The sequence below is a fragment of the Pseudomonas sp. AC172 genome, assembly GCF_979258595.1.
In genome coordinates, this window is sequence record NZ_OZ409868.1 from 5,393,675 (window position 1) to 5,416,918 (window position 23,244).

General features: G+C 60.0%; 23 protein-coding genes. 11 read left to right on the top strand and 12 right to left on the bottom strand.

Annotation, left to right across the window (positions count from 1 at the left end):
* Nucleotides 1–105: 105 nt before the first annotated feature.
* A complete protein-coding gene (gene polA, locus ACZ0A4_RS24445) occupies nucleotides 106–2,910 on the bottom strand; it encodes a DNA polymerase I (RefSeq protein WP_463576639.1) in 2,805 nt (934 codons plus the stop codon).
* A 74-nt stretch (nucleotides 2,911–2,984) separates the two neighbouring features.
* Here polA and ACZ0A4_RS24450 point away from each other — a divergent pair, with 74 nt between their 5' ends.
* Nucleotides 2,985–3,281 (top strand): DUF2782 domain-containing protein, encoded by a 297-nt coding sequence (locus tag ACZ0A4_RS24450; protein ID WP_008081231.1) that lies wholly within the window; start codon nucleotides 2,985–2,987, stop codon nucleotides 3,279–3,281.
* A 61-nt stretch (nucleotides 3,282–3,342) separates the two neighbouring features.
* A complete protein-coding gene (locus tag ACZ0A4_RS24455) occupies nucleotides 3,343–4,296 on the top strand; it encodes a homoserine kinase (protein WP_463576640.1) in 954 nt (317 codons plus the stop codon).
* 105 nt (nucleotides 4,297–4,401) lie between these two features.
* Here ACZ0A4_RS24455 and znuA read toward each other — a convergent pair whose 3' ends face one another.
* A complete protein-coding gene (znuA, locus tag ACZ0A4_RS24460) occupies nucleotides 4,402–5,322 on the bottom strand; it encodes a zinc ABC transporter substrate-binding protein ZnuA (protein WP_463576641.1) in 921 nt (306 codons plus the stop codon).
* 66 nt (nucleotides 5,323–5,388) lie between these two features.
* Between znuA and ACZ0A4_RS24465 the strand changes: the two genes are divergently transcribed.
* The 4 genes from ACZ0A4_RS24465 to ACZ0A4_RS24480 are packed head-to-tail and all read left to right on the top strand — an operon-like array spanning nucleotide 5,389 to nucleotide 8,188.
* Nucleotides 5,389–5,871: a Fur family transcriptional regulator gene (locus ACZ0A4_RS24465; RefSeq protein ID WP_007911760.1), complete on the top strand. Its 483-nt coding sequence runs from the start codon at nucleotides 5,389–5,391 to the stop codon at nucleotides 5,869–5,871.
* The gene (gene znuC / locus ACZ0A4_RS24470) at nucleotides 5,871–6,656 is read left to right on the top strand and encodes a zinc ABC transporter ATP-binding protein ZnuC (protein WP_463576642.1); all 786 of its coding nucleotides are present in this window, start codon (nucleotides 5,871–5,873) and stop codon (nucleotides 6,654–6,656) included. Before ACZ0A4_RS24465 ends, znuC begins: the two co-directional genes overlap by 1 nt.
* A complete protein-coding gene (gene znuB / locus ACZ0A4_RS24475; RefSeq protein ID WP_007911758.1) occupies nucleotides 6,649–7,437 on the top strand; it encodes a zinc ABC transporter permease subunit ZnuB in 789 nt (262 codons plus the stop codon). Before znuC ends, znuB begins: the two co-directional genes overlap by 8 nt.
* Before the next feature lie 37 nt (nucleotides 7,438–7,474).
* The gene (locus ACZ0A4_RS24480; RefSeq protein ID WP_463576643.1) at nucleotides 7,475–8,188 is read left to right on the top strand and encodes a PA5502 family lipoprotein; all 714 of its coding nucleotides are present in this window, start codon (nucleotides 7,475–7,477) and stop codon (nucleotides 8,186–8,188) included.
* A gap of 123 nt (nucleotides 8,189–8,311) precedes the next feature.
* Here the strand turns inward: ACZ0A4_RS24480 and katE are convergent, their stop codons facing one another.
* On the bottom strand, nucleotides 8,312–10,453 hold the full coding sequence (katE, locus tag ACZ0A4_RS24485; protein WP_463577629.1) for a catalase HPII: 2,142 nt from the start codon (nucleotides 10,451–10,453) through the stop codon (nucleotides 8,312–8,314).
* Nucleotides 10,454–10,713: 260 nt separating this feature from the next.
* Between katE and ACZ0A4_RS24490 the strand changes: the two genes are divergently transcribed.
* The 3 genes from ACZ0A4_RS24490 (at nucleotide 10,714) to ACZ0A4_RS24500 (ending at nucleotide 13,242) form a co-directional block, all read left to right on the top strand.
* Nucleotides 10,714–11,721, top strand: a complete 1,008-nt coding sequence (locus ACZ0A4_RS24490; RefSeq protein ID WP_397484556.1) for a methionine ABC transporter ATP-binding protein — start codon at nucleotides 10,714–10,716, stop codon at nucleotides 11,719–11,721.
* A complete protein-coding gene (locus ACZ0A4_RS24495; RefSeq protein ID WP_008081214.1) occupies nucleotides 11,721–12,395 on the top strand; it encodes a methionine ABC transporter permease in 675 nt (224 codons plus the stop codon). Before ACZ0A4_RS24490 ends, ACZ0A4_RS24495 begins: the two co-directional genes overlap by 1 nt.
* 76 nt (nucleotides 12,396–12,471) lie before the next feature.
* Complete coding sequence (locus ACZ0A4_RS24500; protein ID WP_463576644.1) at nucleotides 12,472–13,242, top strand: MetQ/NlpA family ABC transporter substrate-binding protein; 771 nt, start codon at nucleotides 12,472–12,474, stop codon at nucleotides 13,240–13,242.
* A gap of 282 nt (nucleotides 13,243–13,524) precedes the next feature.
* On the opposite strand, the gene ACZ0A4_RS24505 is transcribed toward ACZ0A4_RS24500, so the two are convergent.
* Genes ACZ0A4_RS24505 through ACZ0A4_RS24525 form a run of 5 tightly spaced genes read right to left on the bottom strand, consistent with a single transcriptional unit; the run spans nucleotide 13,525 to nucleotide 17,433 of the window.
* A complete protein-coding gene (locus ACZ0A4_RS24505) occupies nucleotides 13,525–14,160 on the bottom strand; it encodes an SCO family protein (protein WP_212550244.1) in 636 nt (211 codons plus the stop codon).
* The gene (gene cyoE, locus ACZ0A4_RS24510) at nucleotides 14,157–15,056 is read right to left on the bottom strand and encodes a heme o synthase (protein WP_463576645.1); all 900 of its coding nucleotides are present in this window, start codon (nucleotides 15,054–15,056) and stop codon (nucleotides 14,157–14,159) included. Before cyoE ends, ACZ0A4_RS24505 begins: the two co-directional genes overlap by 4 nt.
* Nucleotides 15,044–16,123 carry a COX15/CtaA family protein gene (locus ACZ0A4_RS24515; protein ID WP_463576646.1) on the bottom strand — a complete coding sequence of 360 codons (1,080 nt, stop codon included), beginning with the start codon at nucleotides 16,121–16,123 and terminating at the stop codon, nucleotides 15,044–15,046. Before ACZ0A4_RS24515 ends, cyoE begins: the two co-directional genes overlap by 13 nt.
* A gap of 10 nt (nucleotides 16,124–16,133) precedes the next feature.
* A complete protein-coding gene (locus ACZ0A4_RS24520; RefSeq protein WP_463576647.1) occupies nucleotides 16,134–16,727 on the bottom strand; it encodes a hypothetical protein in 594 nt (197 codons plus the stop codon).
* Nucleotides 16,693–17,433: an SURF1 family protein gene (locus ACZ0A4_RS24525; RefSeq protein ID WP_463576648.1), complete on the bottom strand. Its 741-nt coding sequence runs from the start codon at nucleotides 17,431–17,433 to the stop codon at nucleotides 16,693–16,695. Before ACZ0A4_RS24525 ends, ACZ0A4_RS24520 begins: the two co-directional genes overlap by 35 nt.
* Nucleotides 17,434–17,504: 71 nt before the next feature.
* On the opposite strand from ACZ0A4_RS24525, the gene ACZ0A4_RS24530 reads away from it, so the two are divergent.
* Nucleotides 17,505–17,708, top strand: coding sequence for a twin transmembrane helix small protein (locus ACZ0A4_RS24530; protein WP_007911731.1), 204 nt, complete (start codon nucleotides 17,505–17,507; stop codon nucleotides 17,706–17,708).
* 9 nt (nucleotides 17,709–17,717) lie between these two features.
* Here ACZ0A4_RS24530 and ACZ0A4_RS24535 read toward each other — a convergent pair whose 3' ends face one another.
* The 4 genes from ACZ0A4_RS24535 to coxB all read right to left on the bottom strand — a co-directional run bounded on the left by ACZ0A4_RS24535 (nucleotide 17,718) and on the right by coxB (nucleotide 22,105).
* The gene (locus ACZ0A4_RS24535) at nucleotides 17,718–18,605 is read right to left on the bottom strand and encodes a cytochrome c oxidase subunit 3 (RefSeq protein WP_016986463.1); all 888 of its coding nucleotides are present in this window, start codon (nucleotides 18,603–18,605) and stop codon (nucleotides 17,718–17,720) included.
* A 25-nt stretch (nucleotides 18,606–18,630) separates the two neighbouring features.
* Nucleotides 18,631–19,182 (bottom strand): cytochrome c oxidase assembly protein, encoded by a 552-nt coding sequence (locus ACZ0A4_RS24540; protein WP_456024753.1) that lies wholly within the window; start codon nucleotides 19,180–19,182, stop codon nucleotides 18,631–18,633.
* Nucleotides 19,183–19,308: 126 nt separating this feature from the next.
* Complete coding sequence (gene ctaD, locus ACZ0A4_RS24545) at nucleotides 19,309–20,895, bottom strand: cytochrome c oxidase subunit I (RefSeq protein WP_034152254.1); 1,587 nt, start codon at nucleotides 20,893–20,895, stop codon at nucleotides 19,309–19,311.
* Between the two features lie 82 nt (nucleotides 20,896–20,977).
* Nucleotides 20,978–22,105, bottom strand: coding sequence for a cytochrome c oxidase subunit II (gene coxB, locus ACZ0A4_RS24550; protein ID WP_463576649.1), 1,128 nt, complete (start codon nucleotides 22,103–22,105; stop codon nucleotides 20,978–20,980).
* A 369-nt stretch (nucleotides 22,106–22,474) separates the two neighbouring features.
* On the opposite strand from coxB, the gene ACZ0A4_RS24555 reads away from it, so the two are divergent.
* Nucleotides 22,475–23,125: a hypothetical protein gene (locus ACZ0A4_RS24555; RefSeq protein ID WP_095119633.1), complete on the top strand. Its 651-nt coding sequence runs from the start codon at nucleotides 22,475–22,477 to the stop codon at nucleotides 23,123–23,125.
* Nucleotides 23,126–23,244: the final 119 nt, after the last annotated feature.

Here is a 23,244-nt window from a genome sequence, read left to right on the forward strand (position 1 = left end):
GATTTTTTTCAAAAAGCTTTGGAATAAATCCAAGCGCTTTTCGAAATAAGCAGGTTTTACCGGCGTTGCCGCGACAACGGGTCGCGGCAGACCGAGATCAATGGCTCAGTGAGCCTCATCCCAATTGTTGCCCACACCGACTTCGACCAGCAGCGGCACATCCAGTTTCGCCGCTTCGCTCATGTGTACGCGAATCTCGGCGCTGACCTGTTCGACCAGATCCTCACGAACCTCCAGCACCAATTCATCGTGCACCTGCAGAATGACTTTGGCGTCCAGCCCGGACGTCGCCAGCCAGTTATCCACCGCGACCATGGCTTTCTTGATGATGTCGGCAGCCGTGCCCTGCATCGGCGCGTTGATCGCCGTGCGCTCGGCGGCAGCGCGTTCCTGCGGCTTGTTCGAGTTGATCTCCGGCAGGTACAGACGACGCCCGAAGAAGGTCTCGACATAACCCTGATCCGCCGCCTGTGTGCGGGTGCGATCCATGTACTCGCGAACCCCCGGGTAACGGGCGAAGTAGGTATCGATGTAAGCCTTGGCGGTCTTGGTGTCGACGCCGATGTCCTTGCCGAGTTTCTGCGCGCCCATGCCGTAGATCAGACCGAAGTTGATCGCCTTGGCGCCACGGCGCTGGTCGGAGGTGACTTCGTTGAGTTCGACCTTGAACACTTCGGCAGCGGTGGCGGTGTGCACGTCGAGGTTGTTGCGGAAGGCGTTCATCAGGCCTTCGTCCCTGGACAGGTGCGCCATGATCCGCAGTTCGATCTGCGAATAGTCCGCCGCCAGCAGTTTGTAGCCTTTCGGCGCCACGAACGCCTGACGAATGCGCCGGCCTTCAGCGGTTCGCACCGGGATGTTCTGCAGGTTCGGATCGCTGGAGGACAAGCGACCGGTCGACGCCACAGCCTGGTGATACGAGGTGTGGATACGGCCGGTGCGAGGGTTGATCTGCTCCGGCAGGCGATCGGTGTAGGTGCTTTTCAGCTTGCTCATCGAGCGGTGCTCCATCAGCACCTTCGGCAAGCGGTGATCGTCTTCAGCGAGTTTCGCCAGTACTTCTTCGGCAGTGGACGGCTGACCTTTGGCGGTCTTTTTCAGCACCGGCAGGCCGAGTTTCTCGTAGAGAATCACGCCCAGTTGTTTCGGCGAGCCAAGGTTGAATTCTTCCCCGGCGATCTCGAACGCTTCGCGCTCCAGCGCAACCATTTTGTTGCCCAGCTCGATGCTCTGGATGCCGAGCAGCTCAGCGTCGACAAACGCACCTTGGCGCTCGATGCGCGCCAGTACCGGCACCAGCGGAATCTCGATGTCGGTCAAAACGCTGGCCAGACTCGGAATGGCGCTGAGTTTTTCGAACAGCGTCTGGTGCAGACGCAGGGTGATATCAGCGTCTTCGGCGGCATACGGCCCGGCCTGCTCCAGCGCGATCTGGTCGAAGGTCAGCTGCTTGGCGCCTTTGCCGGCGATGTCCTGGAAGCTCACGGTGGTGTGATCCAGGTACTTCTGCGCGAGGCTGTCCATGTCGTGACGGGTGGCGGTGGAGTTGAGCACGTAAGACTCAAGCATCGTGTCGAAGGCAATGCCGCGCACGGTGATGCCTTGGCTCTGATCGCCACCGATGGCGCAGTTAGCCAGGATGTTCATGTCGAACTTGGCGTGCTGGCCGACCTTGAGCTTGCTCGGGTCTTCCAGAATCGGCTTCAACGCGCGCAGCACGGTGTCGCGATCCAGCTGCTCCGGCACGCCGATGTAGGAGTGGGTCAGCGGAATGTACGCGGCCTCGTTGGCCTGCACGGCGAACGACAGACCGACCAGTTGCGCCTGCTGCGCGTCGATGCCGGTGGTTTCGGTGTCGAAAGCGAACAGCTTGGCGTTATTGAGTTTTTCCAGCCAGACGTCGAAACGTGCCTGATCGAGGATGGTTTCGTACGCCGCTTCAGTCGAAGCGGCGGGCGCTTCGGCTTCTGGCGCGCTGAACAGATCGCCGGCCGGTGCAGGCTCGCTGGCTGCGCTCAGCTCCAGGCGTTTGGCGTCGCGATCCAGATCATTGATCCAGCTTTTGAATTCCAGCAGGGAGTACAGCTCGTAGAGCTTTGCCGGGTCTTCCGCGCCCATCTGCAGATCGTCGAGTTCGACGTCCAGTGGCACGTCGACCTTGATGGTCGCCAGTTGATAGGAGAGGAACGCCATCTCCTTATGCTCTTCGAGCTTGGCCGGCAGGGTTTTTGCGCCGCGAATCGGCAGGGTCGGGACGATGTCGAGATTGGCGTACAGCTCGGTGAGGCCGCCATTGACCCCGACCAGCAGGCCGGATGCGGTCTTCGGGCCGATGCCCGGAACGCCCGGAATGTTGTCGGACGAATCGCCCATCAGCGCCAGATAATCGATGATCTGCTCCGGTGCGACGCCGAATTTCTCCTTCACGCCTTCCACGTCCATCGAACTACCGGACATCGTATTGACCAAGGTAATGTGGCCATCGACCAGTTGCGCCATGTCCTTGTCGCCGGTGGAGATGATCACTGGGCGATCCGCCGCCGCGCTGCTACGGGCGAGGGTGCCGATCACGTCATCAGCCTCGACGCCTTCGACGCAAAGCAGCGGGAAACCGAGGGCGATCACGCTCTGGTGCAGCGGCTCGATCTGCACGCGCATGTCGTCGGGCATGCTTGGGCGATTGGCTTTGTATTCGGCGTACATTTCATCGCGAAATGTCCCGCCCTTGGCGTCGAACACCACGGCGAACGGGCTGTCCGGGTACTGCTTGCGCAGACTCTTGAGCATGTTCAGCACGCCTTTGACCGCACCGGTCGGCAGGCCTTTGGAAGTGGTCAGTGGTGGCAGCGCGTGAAACGCGCGGTACAGGTAAGACGAACCGTCCACCAGGACGAGGGGGGCTTGGCTCATGAGCAGAATCAACCTTTTCGGCGGGTCCGGCGCTAGAATAGCGGGACCGTTGACGACAAAGGGACAAGGTTATCATGCGTACGTTAAATCGCTTGCTGCTGGTCGGTCTGATTGCTGCCTCACCGTTGGCCGCGATGGCGGCGGACGATGCGCCCGCCTCGGAGCCGGAAGTTACGATCAACACGCACACGGAAGGCGACAAGGTCATCCAGGAATACAGTCGCAGTGGCTTCGTCTACGCGATCAAGGTCACGCCGAAGGGCGGCAAACCGTATTTCCTGGTGCGCGCCGATGGTACGGACGCGAACTACATTCGCTCCGACCAGCCGGATATGCTGATTCCGTCGTGGGAAATCTTTACCTGGAAGTAAGTTTCCCGACTTTTAATCGGCGTCGCCTGAGCGCGACGCCTGAACTGAGCAGTTTTTAAACATGTCTGTGTTCACTCCCCTGGCTCGGCCCGAGCTGGAAACCTTTCTCGCCCCTTACGGGCTTGGCCGTCTGCTTGATTTCCAGGGGATCGCCGCCGGCAGCGAAAACACCAACTTCTTCATCAGTCTGGAGCAGGGCGAATTCGTCCTGACCCTGGTCGAACGCGGTCCGGTGCAGGAGATGCCGTTTTTCATCGAACTGCTCGACGTGCTCCACGAAGCCGATCTGCCCGTGCCTTACGCACTGCGCACCACCGACGGCGTGGCGTTGCGTGAGCTGAAAGGCAAACCGGCACTGCTGCAACCGCGCTTGTCCGGCAAGCACATCAAGGTCGCCAATGCCCAGCATTGCGCGCAGGTCGGCGAGCTGCAGGCGCACCTGCACCTGGCGACGCAGGGCGAGCGCATGATCAAGCGCAAGACCGATCGGGGCCTGGACTGGATGCAGGAGGAGGGCAACGAGTTTCTCTCGCACCTGAGCGATGAACCGCGCGCCTTGCTGCAAAAGGCGCTGGATGAAATCACCGAGCGCAAAGAGAAGATTCTCGCGCTGCCGCGGGCGAACATTCACGCCGACCTGTTTCGCGACAACGCGATGTTCGAAGGCACGCACCTGACCGGGCTGATCGACTTCTACAACGCCTGCTCGGGGCCGATGCTGTATGACGTGGCGATTGCCTTGAATGACTGGTGTTCGGACGAGGACGGTTTGATCGATGGCCCGCGTGCCCGGGCATTTCTTGGCGCTTATGCGGCGCTGCGCCCGTTTACCGCGGCGGAGGCTGAGTTGTGGCCGACGATGCTGCGCGTGGCGTGTGTGCGGTTTTGGCTGTCGCGATTGATCGCGGCGGAGCAGTTTGCCGGGCAGGACGTGTTGATTCACGATCCGCAGGAGTTTGAGCAGCGCTTGGCGCAGCGGCAGCAGGTTCACACACCGTTGCCTTTCGCCCTCTAAAAGCTTCGTCGGAACGCCGCCCGGAGCAGGCTCGCTCCCACAGGATTTCGGTGATCCTGTGGGAGCGAGCCTGCTCGCGAATGGGGGCAACACCTATGCCGGGGGTTAAAGAGATTCCAGGCATCCCGCTAAATCATTGCCCAACTTTTCCAACACTTGCTCATAACCCTGAGCCGTCGCCGGGGTGTACCCGCCCAGCGCATCCAGTTCCGCCAGTTTCACTGGCAGGCCCGCCACCAATGTCTCCGCCAGACGCGGACGCAACGGCGGTTCGCTGAACACACAGGTCTTGCCCACTTCCTGCAAACGCTTGCGCATCGCCGCGACATGCTGCGCGCCCGGCTGCACTTCGGCGGCGACGCTGAACACGCCGGTGTGCTTCAGGCCATAAGCCTCTTCAAAGTAATCGAACGCCTCGTGAAAGACGAAGTACGGCTTGCCTTCAACGCTGGCCAGACGCTTTTTCAATCGCTGATCCAGTGCATCCAGACGCTGATCAAACGTCTTGGCATTGCTCTGATAACGCTCGGCATTCGCCGGATCAACGGCACTCAAATCAGTGGCCATTTTGTCGGCAATCACCCGCGCATTGACCGGCGATAGCCACAAATGCGCATCCAGCGTGCCCGGACGATGATCGTGATCATGCTCGTCGGCATCTTCGGCGTGGGAATGGCTGTCCTCCGCAAAATGCCGCAGCTTCATCCCCGGCAGGTCCTGCACGGCGATGCTCGGCAGCGTCCGACCGTTGAGCACGCGCGGCAGGAAACCTTCCATGTCCGGGCCGATCCAGTAGAGCAGATCCACCGATTGCACCTTCCGTACGTCGGATGGGCGCAGTGCGTAATTGTGTGGCGAGGCACCCGGTGGCAGCAGCACTTCGGGAATTGCCACGCCGTCCTGCACGGCCGCTGCAATCAGCTGCAACGGTTTGATGCTGGTGAGGACTTTGACCTCGGCCTGAGCCGAACCGATCAGCAGGAAACTGGCGACAAAAGCCACAAAAACAGAAAAAAGTCGGGACACGATGACCACTCAAGGAGGCGAGAACGGGTAACATAATAACGTCTCTATCAAAACTCGTCGCCGCCCATGCCTATTACACCGATTGCCAGCCGTCCCCACGACCACTCTCATTGCGTGCACAGCGCTTTGTCCGAGGCCGATACCTTGTGCGCCCAGAAAGGCTTGCGCCTGACCGCGTTGCGCCGCCGGGTACTGGAACTGGTGTGGCAGAGCCACAAACCGCTGGGCGCCTACGACATTCTCGCTGTGCTCAGCGAGCAGGACGGCCGCCGCGCCGCGCCGCCGACCGTGTACCGCGCGCTGGATTTCCTCCTGGAAAACGGCCTGGTACACCGCATCTCCTCGCTCAACGCTTTCGTCGGCTGCGTGCACCCGGAACACGCGCATCAGGGCCAATTCCTGATCTGCCGTGATTGCCACGCCGCCATCGAGCTTGAGCAAAAAGTGATCAGCGACGCGATCATCAACAGCGCCAAAGACGTCGGTTTCATCGTCGAAGCGCAGACCGTCGAAGTCGTCGGCCTGTGCTCCGGTTGCCAGGGGGCTTGATGAGCAATGCGCTGATCCGTCTGGAACAGGTCGCCGTCACGTTTGCCGGGCAGGCTGTGCTGGACAACATTGAGCTGAGCGTCGAGCCGGGGCAGATCGTCACCCTGATCGGCCCCAACGGCGCCGGCAAGACCACCTTGGTGCGCGCGGTGCTCGGCTTGCTCAAGCCGGACAGCGGCAGCGTCTGGCGCAAGCCAAAACTGCGCGTCGGCTACATGCCGCAGAAACTTCACGTCGATCCGACCTTGCCGCTTTCGGTGCTGCGCTTTCTGCGTCTGGTGCCGGGCGTTGATCGTCCGCGCGCGCTGGGCGCGCTGAAAGAAGTTGGCGCCGAACACGTCATCGACAGCCCGGTGCAAAGCGTTTCCGGCGGTGAAATGCAGCGTGTGCTGCTGGCGCGGGCACTGCTGCGCGAGCCGGAATTGCTGGTACTCGACGAGCCGGTGCAAGGCGTCGACGTCGCCGGCCAGGCCGAGCTGTACAGCCTGATCACCCGCCTGCGCGATCGCCATGGTTGCGGCGTGCTGATGGTGTCCCACGATTTGCATCTGGTGATGAGCACCACCGATCAAGTGGTCTGTCTCAACCGTCACGTCTGCTGCTCCGGGCATCCCGAGCAGGTCAGCGGTGATCCAGCATTCGTCGAACTATTCGGCAAGAACGCGCAGAGCCTGGCGGTCTATCACCACCATCACGACCACGCTCACGACCTGCACGGTTCGGTGGTCAAAGGGCCGGTTATTGGCCAACCTCACGTTCACGGAGACAACTGCAAGCATGGCTGATTTTCTGTTGTATGCCCTGCTTGCAGGTCTGGCGTTGGCGATCGTTGCAGGTCCGCTGGGTTCGTTTGTGGTCTGGCGGCGCATGGCGTATTTCGGCGACACCCTGTCCCACGCCGCATTGCTCGGCGTGGCTTTGGGCTTTCTGCTGGATGTCAGCCCGACCGTTGCGGTGACCGTAGGTTGCCTGCTGCTGGCGGTGCTGTTGGTCACGCTGCAACAGCGCCAACCGCTGGCGTCTGACACGCTGTTGGGAATTCTCGCACCGAGCACGCTCTCTCTCGGTCTGGTGGTACTAAGCTTCATGCATGAAGTGCGGATCGACCTCATGGCCTATCTGTTTGGCGACTTGCTGGCGATCAGCCCGACCGATCTGGCGTGGATCCTCGGCGGCAGTGCGGCGGTGCTGGTGTTGCTGGTGACGCTATGGCGGCCATTGCTGGCGATCACCGTGCACGAAGAGTTGGCCAAAGTCGAAGGCCTGCCGGTGGCGGGTCTGCGCATGGCGCTGATGCTGTTGATCGCGGTGGTGATCGCGGTGGCGATGAAAATCGTCGGTGTATTGCTGATTACGTCGCTGTTGATCATTCCGGCGGCTGCGGCACAGCGTCACGCCCGTTCCCCGGAGCAGATGGCACTGGGCGCGAGCTTGCTGGGCATGCTCGCCGTGTGTGGCGGGCTGGCGTTGTCGTGGTTCAAGGACACCCCGGCCGGGCCGTCAATCGTTGTGACGGCGGCCGCACTGTTTCTGCTGAGTTTTGTTCTGCCCCGTCGCGGGGTGTAGACTTGGCCGCTTTTTGCGCAAATAGAGAGTCGCAGGAATGAAGCCGTTCGCCTCCCGTTATCTGCTCCTTGTCGCATTTTCAGTGCTGCTGGGCGCCTGCCAAAGTACGCCGCCGGTGGCTGAAGTCCCCGATGCGCGGGCTACGGCCATCGCACAGCTGGAGCAAAGCCTGGCCAGCAGCGAACTGGCCACGGCAGAAGACCAATTGGCCGCTTTGCAGAAAGAAACTCCAAACGACCAATCCCTTGAGCAATACCAGCGGCAGCTTGCCGAGGCGTATCTGCGTCGCAGCCAGATTGTGCTGCAGAAGGGTGATGTGAATGCCGCTGCCACAGCGTTGAGCCGCGCTCGCGTGCTGATGCCGAAAGCCCCGGCGCTGACAGGTGGCGTCAATGGTGCCATCACTGAAGCGCGCAAGGCTGAGCTGGAAAAGGCTGAAGCAGCGCTGCTGGCCGCTGAAGCCAAGCCGAAAGCCAAGGTGATCGATCCGACGGCCGAGAGCACCACGGTGGCGCTGAATATCACCGATAGTCACAAACTTCGCCGGCAACTCGATGCGATCGCCGCTGATGTTGTGAATTATGAGTGTGGGGTGACCATTCAGGCGCCGCGGACCGATGATTATCCGTGGCTGGCAACGTTGCTGACCAAACGGGTCAAGAAATTGAATCCGGATTTTGATCTGAAGATTGTGAAGCAGACCGTACGCACCGTACCGGCGCAGATGGTTCTGAGTCCGCGTAAACCTTAAAAGCTTCGCGAGCAAGCTCGCTCCCACAGTAGATTTTCGTCGATCACAAGATTTGTGGTCACTGAAAATCCCAATGTGGGAGCGAGCTTGCTCGCGAAAGCGTCCTGTCAACCAACGAAGATCTTAAGCTGGAATGGCCTTGGCCTTAGGCTCCCGCTCCCAAACCCGATGCTGCCCGATCGCCGCAAAGAACGGTTTGGTCAACGCGCCAACATCCTTGCCCTGCAGCAACCCGGCATCCGCTTCCAGCTTCAGCAAATCCTGCAGCTGCTTGGCTTCCCCGTGCAGTGCAATCGCCTTCAAATGCTTGTAAGCCTCCAGCAGGTAATGCAACGCCACGCCGTCGCCGCTCAATGCCTTCACCGACGCCGCGCCACCCGGCACAAACACCGCATCGAAAATCACTGATGGCATGCCTTCCATGGACGCATCCACTGGCAGGCTTTTCCCGTCAGCGGTTTGCACTGGCGCCGAAGTCGGCCCAAGTAACTTGGCATGCGCTCCTTCAGCCGCCAATGCTTTCTTCATCGCATCAATCGCCGCACCATCGACGCCGTTAGCAGCAAGAATCGCCACTTTTCGCGTTTTGATGTTTTCCGGCAGCAGATTCGCCTGGCTCAGTGCTGGCGAGTGATCGAACGACACCTTGCGCGCATCCACTGTGCCTTTGGTAGGTGCAGGCAGCCCCAGATTGGCCGCCACACGCTTGGCCAGTTCCAGGTCAATGTTGGCCAGAATCTCGTTCACTTCCCGCGCCCGGATGAACTCGCGCTCAACCTTGCCCAGCTCGAAGCTGTAGGCGGCAATGATGTGCTCTTTCTCGTGGTCGCTCATGCTGTTAAAGAACAACGTCGCTTGGGAAAAGTGATCGCTGAACGACTCGCTGCGCTGGCGGATCTTGTTCGCATCAATGCGCTCTGGATAACTTTCGAAGCCACCGTCCTGCGCGGCTGGCGGCGTTTCTTTCGGCCAGCCGCCATCAATCGAGTTCGGCTCATAAGATGCACGACCCTTGTCGATCACCGTGCGGTGCTGCGCATCGCGTTGGCCGTTGTGGAACGGCGCGACCGGCCGGTTGATCGGCAGCTCGTGAAAATTCGGCCCACCGAGTCGGCTGATTTGCGTATCGGTGTAGGAAAACAGCCGACCTTGCAGTAGCGGATCGTTGGAGAAGTCGATGCCCGGCACGATGTGGCCAGGGCAGAACGCGACCTGCTCGGTCTCGGCGAAAAAGTTGTCCGGATTGCGGTTCAACGTCATTTTGCCCAGCGGCGTGATCGGCACAATTTCTTCGGGGATCAGCTTGGTCGGGTCGAGGATGTCGAAATCAAAGTCGTGCTCGTTTTCTTCTTCGATGACCTGCACGCCCAACTCCCATTCCGGGTAGTCGCCCATCTCGATCGCTTCCCAAAGGTCGCGACGGTGATAGTCGGTGTCCTTACCGGCGAGCTTCTGCGCCTCGTCCCACACCAGCGAGCAAGTGCCGGCAGTAGGGCGCCAGTGGAATTTGACGAAGCGTGACTTGCCTTCAGCGTTGATCAATCGGAAGGTGTGCACGCCGAAGCCCTGCATGCTGCGCAGGCTTTTCGGGATCGCGCGGTCGGACATCGCCCAGATCACCATGTGTGCCGATTCCGGCACCAGCGAAACGAAGTCCCAGAAGGTATCGTGGGCCGAGCCGCCGGTAGGGATTTCATTGTGCGGCTCGGGTTTTACCGCGTGGACGAAGTCGGGAAACTTGATCGCGTCCTGAATGAAAAACACCGGCATGTTATTGCCGACCAGGTCGAAGTTGCCTTCGTCGGTGAAGAACTTCACCGCGAAACCACGCACGTCACGCACGGTGTCGCCGGAACCACGCGGGCCCTGCACCGTGGAAAAGCGCACGAACACGGGCGTTTTTTTCCCCGGATCCTGTAGGAAACCCGCCTTGGTCAGCTCCGAATGGTTCTCGTAGGCTTGAAAGAAACCATGGGCGCCAGTGCCGCGTGCGTGGACGATGCGCTCCGGAATTCGCTCATGGTCAAAATGCGTGATCTTTTCCCGCATGATGAAGTCTTCAAGCAGCGACGGCCCACGGGGGCCGGCCTTGAGGGTGTTCTGGTTGTCGGCGATCTTCACGCCTTGGTTGGTACGCAGGGCCTGGCCGGTGGCGTCGGAGCGAAACTTCTCGAGGCTGTCGAGTTTGGCGTTGGTGTTGGCGCGATCCGGTGTATCGGTTCCGGCCATCTGGCTTTTATCGGACGTAGGCTTCTTGCTCATCAGTCGTAAACTCCTCGGTTGACCCCGATGTTTGCCGGGGACTCTTGAGTGGTTCCCGGGCACGGCACCCAGGGTTTTCAAGTCGCTTACTTAGTGACTGATGGGCTGCTTTGGACGTTCCTTTTTTATGACCTTTGATCTTGTTATTGCCAAATCGAAGGTTAATTGCGAAATAAATGCTAAGAACCTCTATACGGACAGGCTAAAATGCGCGCCCGGCTAACCGCTGATCCTTTTCTAACGCGCCCCACAAGGTTCGCTACGTGATCGAGTTTCAAAACGTCCACAAGACTTACCGCGTCGCCGGTAAGGATATTCCCGCGCTGCACCCGACCAGTCTCTCTATCGAGAACGGGCAGGTGTTCGGCCTGATCGGCCATTCCGGCGCGGGCAAAAGTACCCTGCTGCGTCTGATCAATCGCCTGGAGAACTCCAGCGGCGGCAAGATCATCGTCGACGGCGAAGAAGTCACCGCGCTGGACGCCAACGGCCTGCGCCGTTTCCGCCAGCAAGTCGGGATGATCTTCCAGCACTTCAATCTGCTCGCCTCCAAGACTGTCGCTGACAACGTAGCGTTGCCGCTGACCCTGGCCGGCGAACTGTCGAGCAGTGACATCGACAAGCGCGTTGCCGAGTTGCTGGCGCGAGTCGGTCTGTCCGATCACGCGAAAAAGTACCCGGCGCAATTGTCCGGTGGCCAGAAGCAGCGCGTCGGCATCGCCCGCGCCCTGGCAACCAAGCCGAAGATTCTGCTGTGCGACGAGGCCACCAGTGCCCTCGACCCGCAGACCACCGCGTCGGTCCTGCAACTGCTGGCCGAGATCAACCGCGAACTGAAGCTGACCATCGTCCTCATCACGCACGAGATGGATGTGATCCGTCGCGTCTGTGATCAAGTGGCGGTGATGGATGCCGGCGTGATCGTCGAGCAAGGTTCGGTGGCCGATGTGTTCCTGCATCCGAAGCACCCGACCACCAAGCGTTTCGTCCAGGAAAGCGAGCAGATCGACGAAAGCGAGCAGCGTGATGACTTCGCTCACGTGCCGGGCCGCATCGTGCGTCTGACCTTCCAGGGCGAAGCGACTTACGCGCCGCTGCTCGGTACTGTCGCCCGGGAAACCGGTGTCGACTACAGCATCCTTGCTGGTCGCATCGACCGCATCAAAGACATTCCTTACGGGCAATTGACTCTCGCCGTCACCGGTGGCGACATGGAAGCGGCCTTCGCCCGCTTCACCGCCGCTGACGTTCACATGGAGGTATTGCGCTAATGGAAGACCTGATCAGTTTCTTCACCAATATCGACTGGTACGAAATCTGGCTGGCCACCGGCGACACGATGCTGATGCTTGGCGGTTCGCTGCTGTTCACCGTGCTGCTCGGCCTGCCGCTGGGCGTGTTGCTGTTCCTGTGCAGTCCGCGTCAGCTCCTGGAAAGCCGTGGCCTGTACGCGTTCATGTCGCTGGCGGTGAACATCCTGCGTTCGCTGCCGTTCATTATTCTGTTGATCGTGATGATCCCGTTCACCGTGCTGATCACCGGCACGTCACTGGGCGTGGCCGGTGCGATTCCGCCGTTGGTAGTCGGTGCCACACCGTTCTTCGCACGTCTGGTGGAAACCGCGCTGCGTGAAGTCGATCGCGGCATCATCGAAGCGACACAGTCGATGGGCGCGACCACCCGGCAGATCATCATGAACGCCCTGCTGCCAGAGGCCCGCCCGGGCATCTTCGCGGCGATTACGGTGACGGCGATTACACTGGTGTCCTACACGGCGATGGCCGGTGTGGTAGGTGCCGGTGGTCTGGGTGACCTGGCGATCCGTTTCGGTTACCAGCGTTTCCAGACCGACGTGATGATCGTCACCGTGGTATTGCTGTTGATTCTGGTGCAAGTGTTGCAGATGGTCGGTGATCGACTGGTCGTGCACTTCTCGCGTAAATAACCGGTTTTGTATTGAACAGATGAGCCGGCCATTCGCTGGCAGGCGCCAGACGGGCGCCTCATAAGGAGTTAGCTGAATGAAAAAACTGATCGCTGCTTTTGCTGCCGTTGCAGCATTCTCGGCCCACGCCGAAACCCTGACCGTTGCCGCCACTCCGGTGCCGCACGCAGAAATCCTCGAGTTCGTGAAACCAGCCCTGGCCAAAGAAGGCGTGGAACTGAAGGTCAAGGTCTTCACCGACTACATTCAGCCTAACGTACAGGTCGCGGAAAAGCGCCTGGACGCCAACTTCTTCCAGCATCAGCCGTACCTTGATGAGTTCAACAAGGCCAAGGGCACCAGCCTGGTCGCCGTGACCGGCGTGCATCTGGAGCCACTGGGCGCCTACTCGAGCAAGCTCAAGGATTTGAAGGATCTGCCAAGCGGCGCCAACGTGGTCATCCCGAACGACGCCACCAACGGCGGCCGTGCGCTGTTGCTGCTGGCCAAGGCGGGCGTGATCACTCTGAAGGATCCGAGCAACATCCTGTCGACCGTCAAAGACATCGCGCAGAACCCGAAAGACCTGAAGATCCGTGAACTGGAAGCCGCGACCATCCCGCGCGTGCTGACCCAGGTTGATCTGGCGCTGATCAACACCAACTACGCGCTGGAAGCCAAGCTCGATCCGTCCAAGGATGCGCTGGTGATTGAAGGCAACGACTCGCCGTACGTGAACATCCTCGTGTCCCGTGCGGACAACAAGGACAGCGACGCGATGCAGAAACTCGCTGCTGCGCTGCACAGCCCGGAAGTGAAGAAATTCATCACCGAGAAGTACAAAGGCGCGGTATTGCCGGCGTTCTGATTTCAGATGGCTGCAATGAAAAAGGGGACGCCGTGAGCGTCCCCTTTTTTGTGTCTGGTGTCTGGCTTTTGACCAGCTTTGAAGCTGCCTCTCACCCCAGCCCTCTCCCGAAGGAGAGGGGGCCGACCGAGCTGTCTGGCGTCATACATCGACCTGAAAAATCTTGGCGATTATGGATTCAGCATATAACTTTCAGGTCTGCGTATTTCTTCACCATCCCCCATTCAGTCCCCTCTCCCTCCGGGAGAGGGTTAGGGTGAGGGGCTTTTGGCTTTTAAACTGTCACTTACGGTTAAGCATCACCGGAAGCTGCGCCACCAGTTTGGCGTTATTCAACGGCGCCCGAATAAACCCACGCTGCGTCCCATCCGGGCCAATCACCGCCAGATTGCCGCTATGGTCGACGGTGTAATTCGGCTTGCTCGTATCCGCCGGAATAAACGGAATACTCACCGCGTTCGCCACCTTCTGCAGCTCTTCAATCGAGGTCGGTGTCAGGCCGATGAACTGCGGATCAAAGTAGCCCAGATACTGCTTCAACTGCTTCGGGCTATCGCGGTTCGGGTCAACGCTGACCAGCACGATCTGTAACTTGTCCACAGCGTCTTTGGGCAACTCGCTCTTGATCTGACGCAGCTGCGCCAACGTGGTCGGGCAGATGTCCGGGCAGAAGGTGTAGCCGAAGAACAACAGACTCCACTTACCTTTCAACTCATTGATCGCCACCGGTTTACCGTCCTGATCGGTCATCGTCACGTCCGGCAGATTACGGCTTTGCGGCAGCAGAATAATGCCGGCGTCGATCAGCGCAGTCGGATCGCCCTGGCCCTTGCCGCTCAGCACTTTGTTGACGGTAAGTCCCAGGATCAGCGCGATCACGGCGACGAGGATGAAGACGGTTTTCTGGGTTCGAGTCATAGGTTCAACAGTAAGTAGTGGTCTACGAGCAGGGCGATGAACAACAGGAACAAGTACCAAATAGAGTACTTGAAGGTGTTGATCGCCGCGTGCGGCCGAGTGCCACGGTACAGCACCACGGCCCATTGCAGAAACCTTGCGCCGAGAGCGAGCGCGCAAATCAGGTAGAGCACGCCGCTCATGTGGATAACGTACGGCAGCAGGCTCACCGCCAGCAGCGCGAAGGTGTACAGCAGAATGTGCACTTTGGTGTAGTGCTCGCCGTGGGTGACCGGCAGCATCGGAATGTCGGCTTTGGCGTATTCCTCTTTGCGATGAATCGCCAGCGCCCAGAAGTGCGGCGGCGTCCAGGCGAAGATGATCAGCACCAGCAGCAACGGTTCGGCGCTGACGTGGCCGGTGGCAGCGGTCCAGCCCAGCAGCGGTGGCGCAGCGCCGGCGAGGCCACCGATGACGATGTTCTGCGGCGTCGCGCGTTTGAGGAAGCCGGTGTAGATGACGGCGTAACCAAGCAGCGAGGCCAAGGTCAGCCAAGCGGTCAGCGGATTGGTGAAGGTCAGCAACAAGGCCTGACCGAGCAGCGCCAGCACCAGCGCAAACGTCAGCGCCGCCGCCGGTGAAACCCGACCTTCGGCCAGCGGCCGTTTATGCGTACGCGCCATCACCGCATCGATGCGCCGATCCACCACATGATTGACCGCCGCTGCCCCGCCGGCACACAGGGCAATCCCCAGATTGCCGAACACTAGCACCGTCCACGGCACCCCGGCTCGGGTCGCGAGGAACATGCCGACCAGCGAGGTGATCAGCATCAGCACCACGACTTTCGGTTTGGTCAGTTCCAGATAATCACGCCAGATCGCCTGCTGCTGGCGTTCGCCAATCAGAATCGCCACGGCGTTTCTCCTTTTATTGTGATGGGCGCGGCGGAATGTTTGCGCGGGCTCAGGCGCCAGCGCGCGAGCACCGGTTGTTTGACCCGGACCAGGCTGGTGCGCGCGTGATAATTGACCAGCACCATGGTCAGCAACAGCGCAGCACCACCGGCGTTATGCGCGACCGCCACCGGCAGGGGCAGATGGAACAGCACGTTGCTGATGCCGAGGGTGATTTGTGTGGCGAGGGCAATCAGCACCAGACCGGCCAGCCGCGTCATGCCGACCACTTTCAATTGCCACGCCAGACCGAGCAGCACCAGCGTCACCAGCAAAGCGCCGATCCGGTGAGTGAGGTGAATCGCCGTGCGCGCATCGCTGTCGAGTTGTCCGCCAAGATAATTCGGGCCGATGTGTTGCGTCAGATGAAACCCATTGGCGAAATCCGCTGGCGGTAGCCACTGCCCGTGACATGTGGGGAAGTCGATGCAGGCCACCGCCGCGTAGTTGGAACTGACCCAGCCGCCCAGCGCAATCTGGCCAATCACCAACAAAAGTCCCGCCGTCGCCCAATACTGCAAACGCTTGGGCACGGTCAGCGCCGGCAGCACGCCGGACAATCGCAACGTCAGCAAAAACAGCAGACTCAAGGTCGCAAACCCGCCGAGCAAATGCCCGGTGACCACCTGCGGCCAAAGCTTGAGCGTCACCGTCCACATGCCGAACGCCGCTTGCGCAAACACCACCGCCAGCAGAAACAGTGGCAGCTTCAACGGCTGCCCCGGATGACGCCGGTTGACCCAAGCGCGCCCGGCGAGAATCGAAATCAGCAGGCCGAGGGTACCGGCAAAGTAGCGGTGGATCATCTCGTTCCAGCCCTTGTGCGCCTCCACCGGCGAGTCCGGGTAATGCAGTTCGGCATGGGCCAGTTGCGCTTCGCTTTTCGGCACGCTGATAAAACCGTAGCAGCCCGGCCAGTCCGGACAGCCGAGGCCGGCGTGGGTCAGGCGCGTATAAGCGCCGAGCAGCACCACAATCAGCGCCAGCAGGGTGGCAAACAGCGCGAGGCGAAATCCAGGTTTGGCCATGACGATGCCCTTATCCGATGTTCGACAGTTTCAGCAGGTGACGCAGGTCGTTGAGCAGATCCTTGCCTTTCACATTCGGTTCGTAACGCAGCACGAGGTTGCCGTGCGGGTCGATGATCCACAGCTGCGGCGTGGCCTTGTCGCCCGTCGTCTTGCTGAACACACCGGCGTCCAGCGGATAGCGCTGCAGTTGCGGATATTCACGGGTCAGCTTGGTTTCGTAATCGGCGCTGACGGGTTGCGCAGCGGCGAGGGCATGGCTGGCGCGGCCGGCATCGCGGCCGAGGCCGATCTGGATCTGCCGCGCCAGGTACACCAGTTGCTGGCAATCCACCGCGCAATCCTTCGGCGCGGTAACCAGCATCTGCCAGCGATCCTCGTCGGCTTGCACGCCGAGGTCGGCGCGGGTCTGGCCGTTGCCGATCAGTTCGCCGTGATAGCTGCGACCTTCCGGTACCCAGAACTGCAACTTGTACATGCCAGTGGCGAGCACCATCGGGCCGATCACGCCGAGCAAAATCAGCAGCAATTGAATGCGCCCGCGACGGCGGGTGGCGGCAGGTTTCGCCTCAGACATGCTGGGTGGATTCATGGCCGTTCCCATGGTGTTTCTCCTTTGCGTTGTGCAAGCCCAAATAGACGTAGAGGCCGAGCAGGGCGGTGGCCATGGCGAACCACTGCACGGCGTAACCGAGGTGTTTTTCCGGGCCCATGGCGACCACCGGCCAATCGGCCTCGTAGCTGGCCGGGCCGGGTTCGGCGCGTAATTCGTAGGCGAAGCCGTCACGCTCGAGGGTTTGCCACAGCTTGGCGGGTTCGACGGCGGTGATGGTTTGCGGCCAGGTGCTGCTGACAGGATCGGCATGCAACTGGAAGGTCGCGCCGGGGGCGACGTAGACCCAGGCATCGACATTCAACGCCTCAGTAGGCGTAGTGTATTGCGGCGGTACACGGCGATCCGGCCACGGCAACCAACCGCGATTGACCAGCAGCCACAAACCGCTGCGTTGATCCTGAAACGGTTGCAGCAGCTCGACGCCGACCTTGCCGTTACGCTGGCGGTTATCCAGCAACAGACTGTGCGCGGCATCGAACTGGCCGTGCAGATGCACACGGCGATAAGCCGGATCGGCGCTATTAAGGAGTTCGGTGCTGGCCATCGGTTCAGCGGCGCGGCGTTCGGCGTAACTGGCGAGCAGGGCGGTTTTCTCGGCGCCCCGGCTCAGTTGCCAGAAGCCCAGCGACACCAGCAGCGGCAGCAACAGCGCCACCACCACGGTCGGAATCACGCCCGGGCGAAAACGCTTCATGGCTGCGCCACAAAGTCAGTCGTTGCGCTCGCTATACTCAACTGCATCGCCTGTCCCCCGGAGTTCTTCCCATGCTCAAAACAGCGATCGTCCTGATGCTGATTGCCACGGTGATCAGCCTGTTCAGCGGCCTGTTTTTCCTGGTCAAGGACGACAGCAGTTCCAATCGCCTGGTCATCGCCTTGAGTGTTCGGGTGGCATTGGCCGCTGCCACCGTCGGCTTGATCGCCTGGGGCTTTTACAGCGGCCAATTGGTCTCGCATGCGCCTTGGTAGCGTTGATCCTCAGAGCACGTAAACGAAGATAAACAGGCCGATCCACACCACATCGACGAAGTGCCAATACCAGCTCGCCGCTTCGAAGCCGAACTGGTGCTCGTTGTCGAAGTGGCCCTTCATGATCCGCATCAGCATCACAAACAGAATGATCGTGCCGATGGTCACGTGGGCGCCGTGGAAACCGGTGAGCATGAAGAACGTTGCGCCATAAATGCCCGAACCGAGGGTCAGCCCCAGTTCGTGATAGGCGTGCATGTATTCTTCAGCCTGGAAACCGAGAAACGCGCAGCCCAGCAGTACGGTGATCGCCAGCCAGATTTTCAGTGCGCCGCGATGGCCCTTCTTCAAGGCATGGTGGGCGATGGTGATGGTCACGCTGGAACTGACCAGCAGAATCGTGTTGATCAGCGGCAGGCCCCACGGGCTGATGACTTCTTTCGGCGGCGGGAACAGTTTCGGGTCCGGCGTGTGCAGCAGCGGCCAGGTGAACTGGAAGTTCGGCCAGAGCATGTGCGCGATACCTTTGGTGCCCTCACCGCCGAGCGCCGGTCCGGAGACGTGTCGCACGTAAAACAGCGCACCGAAGAAAGCGATGAAGAACATCACCTCGGAGAAGATGAACCAACTCATGCCCCAGCGAAACGAGCGATCCAGCTGTGCGCTGTAAAGTCCCGCGCGGCTTTCCTTGATCACCGTGCCGAACCAGCCGAACAGCATGTAAGCCAGCAACAGGCCACCGACGAAAAAGATGTACGGGCCGTGGGATTCCGGGCGCGCTGCCTTCAGATCGTTGAACCAGACGGCAAGGCCGTACACGGTAATGGCCATGCCGAAAGTGGCGATGATTGGCCATTTGCTCTGGGCCGGTACGTAATAGTGCTCATGAGTTGCCATTTATTGTTCTCCTTATCGGGCACGCTCAACCGCCAGTGTTTACAGCCACTGGCGGATGTCGGGCGGTGATATCGAACAGCGTGTAGGACAGCGTCAGGTGCTTCACATCCTTGGGCATGTCGCGGTCAACAATGAAACGCACCGGCATCTCGATCTGTTGACCGGGCTGCAGCACCTGCTGGGTAAAGCAAAAGCATTCGGTCTTGTGGAAATACGCCGCTGCGCTGCTCGGCGCGATGCTCGGCACGGCTTGCGCACTCATCGGTTTGTCGGTCGGGTTACGCGCGATGAAGATCATCTCGTTGACCGCGCCGGGGTTGGCGGTGAGTTCGTCATGCTTGGGGTAGAAGTCCCACGGCATGTCGACGTTGTTGGTCGACAGAAACTGCACACGCACCTGGCGCGAGGTGTCGACCACTTGCTCACCCTCGTACTGCCCGGCGGTCTTGCCGTTGATGCCGAAGGCTTTGCACATCACGTCGTAGATCGGCACCAGGGCAAAGCCGAAGACAAACATCGCCACCACTACACCGAGCAGACGGGTGACGAGTTTTTTCATCGAGATCGAGTCAGCCATGATTCGTGCCTCTCATCAGATCCCTTGTGGGAGCGAGCCTGCTCGCGAAGCAGACAACTCGGCGCACCAGATGAACCGCGTCATCGTTCTTCGCGAGCAGGCTCGCTCCCACAGGGAGATCTGTGTTCATTTCACTTCCGGCGGTGTGGTGAAGGTGTGATACGGGGCCGGTGACGGCACGCTCCACTCCAGACCTTCCGCACCATCCCAAGGCTTGGCCGGTGCTGGCGGGCCGCCGCGAATGGTCTTGATCACAATGAACAGGAAGAAAATCTGCGTCGCACCGAACATGAACGCGCCGATCGAGGAGACCATGTTGAAGTCGGCGAACTGCAGGTTGTAGTCCGGAATCCGCCGAGGCATCCCCGCAAGACCGACGAAGTGCATCGGGAAAAAGGTCAGGTTCATGCCGACAAACGACAGCCAGAAATGCAGCTTGCCGAGGGTTTCGTCGTACATGTGGCCGGTCCATTTCGGCAGCCAGTAGTAGGTCGAGGCGAAGATCCCGAAGATCGCCCCCGGCACCAGCACGTAGTGGAAGTGCGCGACCACAAAGTAGGTGTCCTGATACTGGAAGTCCGCCGGAGCGATGGCCAGCATCAGCCCGGAGAAACCACCGATGGAGAACAGGATCACGAACGCCACGGCAAACAGCATCGGCGTCTCGAAGGTCAGCGAGCCTTGCCACATGGTGCTGGCCCAGTTGAACACCTTCACCCCGGTCGGCACCGCGATCAGCAGCGTGGCGTACATGAAGAACAGCTCGCCCACCAACGGAATGCCGACCACGAACATGTGGTGCGCCCAGACGATGAACGACAGAAACGCGATGCTCGCCGTCGCATAGACCATCGAGGTGTAGCCGAACAGCGGCTTGCGCGAGAAGGTCGGGATGATCGAGCTGACGGCGCCGAACGCCGGCAGGATCATGATGTACACCTCGGGATGCCCGAAAAACCAGAACACATGCTGGAATAGCACCGGGTCACCGCCACCGGCAGCGCTGAAGAAGCTGGTGCCGAAGTGGATATCCATCAGCATCATCGTCACGCACCCGGCCAGCACCGGCATCACCGCGATCAGCAAAAACGCAGTGATCAGCCAGGTCCAGACGAACAGTGGCATTTTCATCAGCGTCATGCCGGGGGCGCGCAGGTTGAGGATGGTCGCGATCACGTTAATCGCGCCCATGATCGAACTGATCCCCATCAAATGGATGGCGAAGATGAAGAAGGTCACGCTTTCCGGTGCGTATGTCGTCGACAGCGGCGCATAGAACGTCCAGCCGAAGTTCGGCCCGCCACCGGGAGTGAACAGGGTCGACACCAGGATGAGGAACGCCGCCGGCAATAGCCAGAAGCTGAAGTTGTTCATCCGGGGCAGGGCCATGTCCGGCGCGCCGATCATTAACGGGATCATCCAGTTGGCGAGGCCGACGAAGGCCGGCATCACCGCACCGAAGACCATCACCAGACCGTGCATGGTGGTCATCTGGTTGAAAAATGCCGGTTCGACGATCTGCAAGCCGGGCTGGAACAGTTCGGCGCGAATCACCATCGCGAACGTACCGCCGAGCAGGAACATGGAAAACGCAAACCACAGGTACAGCGTGCCGATGTCCTTGTGGTTGGTGGTCAGCACCCAGCGCATCAGGCCTTTGGCGGGGCCGTGGGCGTGGTCGGCATGACCGTGGTCATCGATGACAGCGCTCATGGCCGGTCTCCTTTACGTGAGTGGACGGGGCAGGCCGGGGCGCGTTGCCCCGACCGGTTCACGAAGTACGCGATAGACCGGCTCATTTGCTTTCCGCCTGTTTCAGCTCCAGCACTTCTTTCGGCGTGACCATGTCGCCCTTGTTGTTGCCCCAGGCGTTACGTTCGTAGGTCACGACCGCTGCGATATCGACTTCCGACAGCTGTTTGCCGAACGCCGCCATGGCGGTGCCGGGCTTGCCGTGGAAGACAATGCTCAAGTGGCCTTCTTTCGGTCCGGTGGCGATTTTCGAGCCCTTGAGTGCCGGGAACATCGGCGGCAGACCCTGACCTTCGGCCTGGTGACAGGCCACGCAGGTGGTGTGATAGATCTTGTCGCCACGTTCCTTGAGTTCGTCGAGGGTCCATTCCTTGCTGGTCAGCTCTTTCAACTGCGCGGCTTCGGCTTTACGGTCGGCGAGCCACTTGTCGTAATCGGCCTTGTCTTTGACCTCGACCACGATCGGCATGAAGCCGTGATCCTTGCCGCACAGTTCGGCGCACTGGCCACGGTAGATGCCGGGCTTGTCGATGCGCGTCCACGCCTCGTTGACGAACCCCGGAATCGCATCGCGTTTCACCGCGAAGGCCGGCACCCACCACGAGTGGATAACGTCGGCGGAGGTCACGAGGAAGCGCACCTTGGCCCCGGTCGGCAGCACGAGCGGCTTGTCGACCTCGAGCAAGTAGTGCTCGCCCTTGGCCTCCTTGTTGTGGATTTGCTCGGCGGGGGTGGCCAGGTTGCTGAAGAACTCGACGTCCTGACCCAGGTATTTGTAGTGCCACTTCCACTGATAACCGGTGATCTGGATATCGATATCCGGTTCACTGGTGTCATACATCTTGATCAGGGTGGCAGTCGCCGGCACGGCCATCGCCACCAGAATCAGAAACGGTACGACGGTCCAGAGAATTTCGACGGTGGTGCTTTCGTGGAATTTTGCGGCGACCTGCCCGGTAGAACGGCGGTGCACCATCATCGACCAGAACATGGCGCCGAAGACGATGATCCCGATCACCACACAGATCCAGAAAATGGTCATGTGCAGGTCGAATACTGCGTGACTGATTTCAGTCGCTCCAGGCGCCATATTCACAGTCCAGGCGGCGTGCGCAGGACTGAAAATCGACCACAACAGGAGGCCCATCCAGACGTGTGGATGTCGCATCATTGCGGGTTCCCCTTATCGTTCTTGTTATCCCGCCGGCTTTCGCCTGCGGCAAGGGAGCGGCTGCATCAGACTACGAACTTGAATCGCCGGGCCTTGCTGCGGGTGCAGTCGGGCGTCATCAGCTAACTCCATTCATTGGCGAGTATAGACAGCGACGGGAAATTGCAATGTGTGGACGTAAATGATCTGAAACAGCTGGCACTTGCGTTCAAGGGCACGAATGGAGAAGGATGCAGACGAGTGGTGGCAAACCGATATAACGCAGGTGCATCAAGGATGAAATAATTATGACAAATGCGTCTTAGCATTTTTCGTAAGCCAGCTAAGTTATGTCTTCCCTATTTCATTGCCTTGTTTCCTGGAGTTTTCATGAACACCGCCGCATTGCGCGAGCAGATCCAAAAAGCCCAACAACACGAAAAAGAAACCGGCCTGCTGACCCGTCAGCTGGAAAGCAAGCTGCCTCATTTACACCCGGCGATCCAATTGCCGGAAGCCGACGCCAATGGTGTGCTGACGCGTTTTGTCGCCGCCTATATCGATGAAGTGCCAGACCTGCTGGATGCAGCCAATGAAGTTGCCAGGGAAGCGGGAATCGAATCGCAGATCAAACCGGTGCTGAAAATCGCCGAGCAGTATTTCCTCCAGCCACCCGCCATCATGGCCGGGCACGTTGGCCTGGACAGCCTGCTCGACGAAGCCTATCTCGCGCACCGTTTTGTCGAAGAGGTCAACGACCTGTACATCAAGCATTTCGGCCAGCCACTGATCCCCCTGGACATGACAGTCGCCAACTTGATTGCTCACCAATTGATCGGTGAGGAATTTGCCAACCAACTGGACGAAGCGGTGCATCACGCCATCGACGAGATGCTCAACGACGAGAGTTTTGCGCTGGAATCGGTAGAAGTTTACCGGGAAAAACTCAGCAGCCCGGACACCGGCGCTGCGTGGAAACGCTGGCCGTGCATGGGCCGCCGACTGGGTGTGGGCCTGGAACTGGATCAGCCTGCTGCGTAACCCAGAAACACTTCAACACCTGTGGGAGCTGGCTTGCCAGCGATAGCGGTGGATCAGTCAGCATGGTCAGTGACTGACACTCCGTCATCGCTGGCAAGCCAGCTCCCACAGGGTTTGTG

Excerpts from the sequence above, each read along its gene's own strand:
- polA (WP_463576639.1), bottom strand. The coding sequence starts at position 2,910 with ATGAGCCAAGCCCCCCTCGTCCTGGTGGACGGTTCGTCTTACCTGTAC.
- ACZ0A4_RS24450 (WP_008081231.1), top strand. The coding sequence starts at position 2,985 with ATGCGTACGTTAAATCGCTTGCTGCTGGTCGGTCTGATTGCTGCCTCA.
- ACZ0A4_RS24455 (WP_463576640.1), top strand. The coding sequence starts at position 3,343 with ATGTCTGTGTTCACTCCCCTGGCTCGGCCCGAGCTGGAAACCTTTCTC.
- ACZ0A4_RS24465 (WP_007911760.1), top strand. The coding sequence starts at position 5,389 with ATGCCTATTACACCGATTGCCAGCCGTCCCCACGACCACTCTCATTGC.
- znuC (WP_463576642.1), top strand. The coding sequence starts at position 5,871 with ATGAGCAATGCGCTGATCCGTCTGGAACAGGTCGCCGTCACGTTTGCC.
- znuB (WP_007911758.1), top strand. The coding sequence starts at position 6,649 with ATGGCTGATTTTCTGTTGTATGCCCTGCTTGCAGGTCTGGCGTTGGCG.
- ACZ0A4_RS24480 (WP_463576643.1), top strand. The coding sequence starts at position 7,475 with ATGAAGCCGTTCGCCTCCCGTTATCTGCTCCTTGTCGCATTTTCAGTG.
- ACZ0A4_RS24495 (WP_008081214.1), top strand. The coding sequence starts at position 11,721 with ATGGAAGACCTGATCAGTTTCTTCACCAATATCGACTGGTACGAAATC.
- ACZ0A4_RS24500 (WP_463576644.1), top strand. The coding sequence starts at position 12,472 with ATGAAAAAACTGATCGCTGCTTTTGCTGCCGTTGCAGCATTCTCGGCC.
- ACZ0A4_RS24505 (WP_212550244.1), bottom strand. The coding sequence starts at position 14,160 with ATGACTCGAACCCAGAAAACCGTCTTCATCCTCGTCGCCGTGATCGCG.
- ACZ0A4_RS24515 (WP_463576646.1), bottom strand. The coding sequence starts at position 16,123 with ATGGCCAAACCTGGATTTCGCCTCGCGCTGTTTGCCACCCTGCTGGCG.
- ACZ0A4_RS24520 (WP_463576647.1), bottom strand. The coding sequence starts at position 16,727 with ATGGGAACGGCCATGAATCCACCCAGCATGTCTGAGGCGAAACCTGCC.
- ACZ0A4_RS24525 (WP_463576648.1), bottom strand. The coding sequence starts at position 17,433 with ATGAAGCGTTTTCGCCCGGGCGTGATTCCGACCGTGGTGGTGGCGCTG.
- ACZ0A4_RS24530 (WP_007911731.1), top strand. The coding sequence starts at position 17,505 with ATGCTCAAAACAGCGATCGTCCTGATGCTGATTGCCACGGTGATCAGC.
- ACZ0A4_RS24535 (WP_016986463.1), bottom strand. The coding sequence starts at position 18,605 with ATGGCAACTCATGAGCACTATTACGTACCGGCCCAGAGCAAATGGCCA.
- ACZ0A4_RS24540 (WP_456024753.1), bottom strand. The coding sequence starts at position 19,182 with ATGGCTGACTCGATCTCGATGAAAAAACTCGTCACCCGTCTGCTCGGT.
- ctaD (WP_034152254.1), bottom strand. The coding sequence starts at position 20,895 with ATGAGCGCTGTCATCGATGACCACGGTCATGCCGACCACGCCCACGGC.
- coxB (WP_463576649.1), bottom strand. The coding sequence starts at position 22,105 with ATGATGCGACATCCACACGTCTGGATGGGCCTCCTGTTGTGGTCGATT.
- ACZ0A4_RS24555 (WP_095119633.1), top strand. The coding sequence starts at position 22,475 with ATGAACACCGCCGCATTGCGCGAGCAGATCCAAAAAGCCCAACAACAC.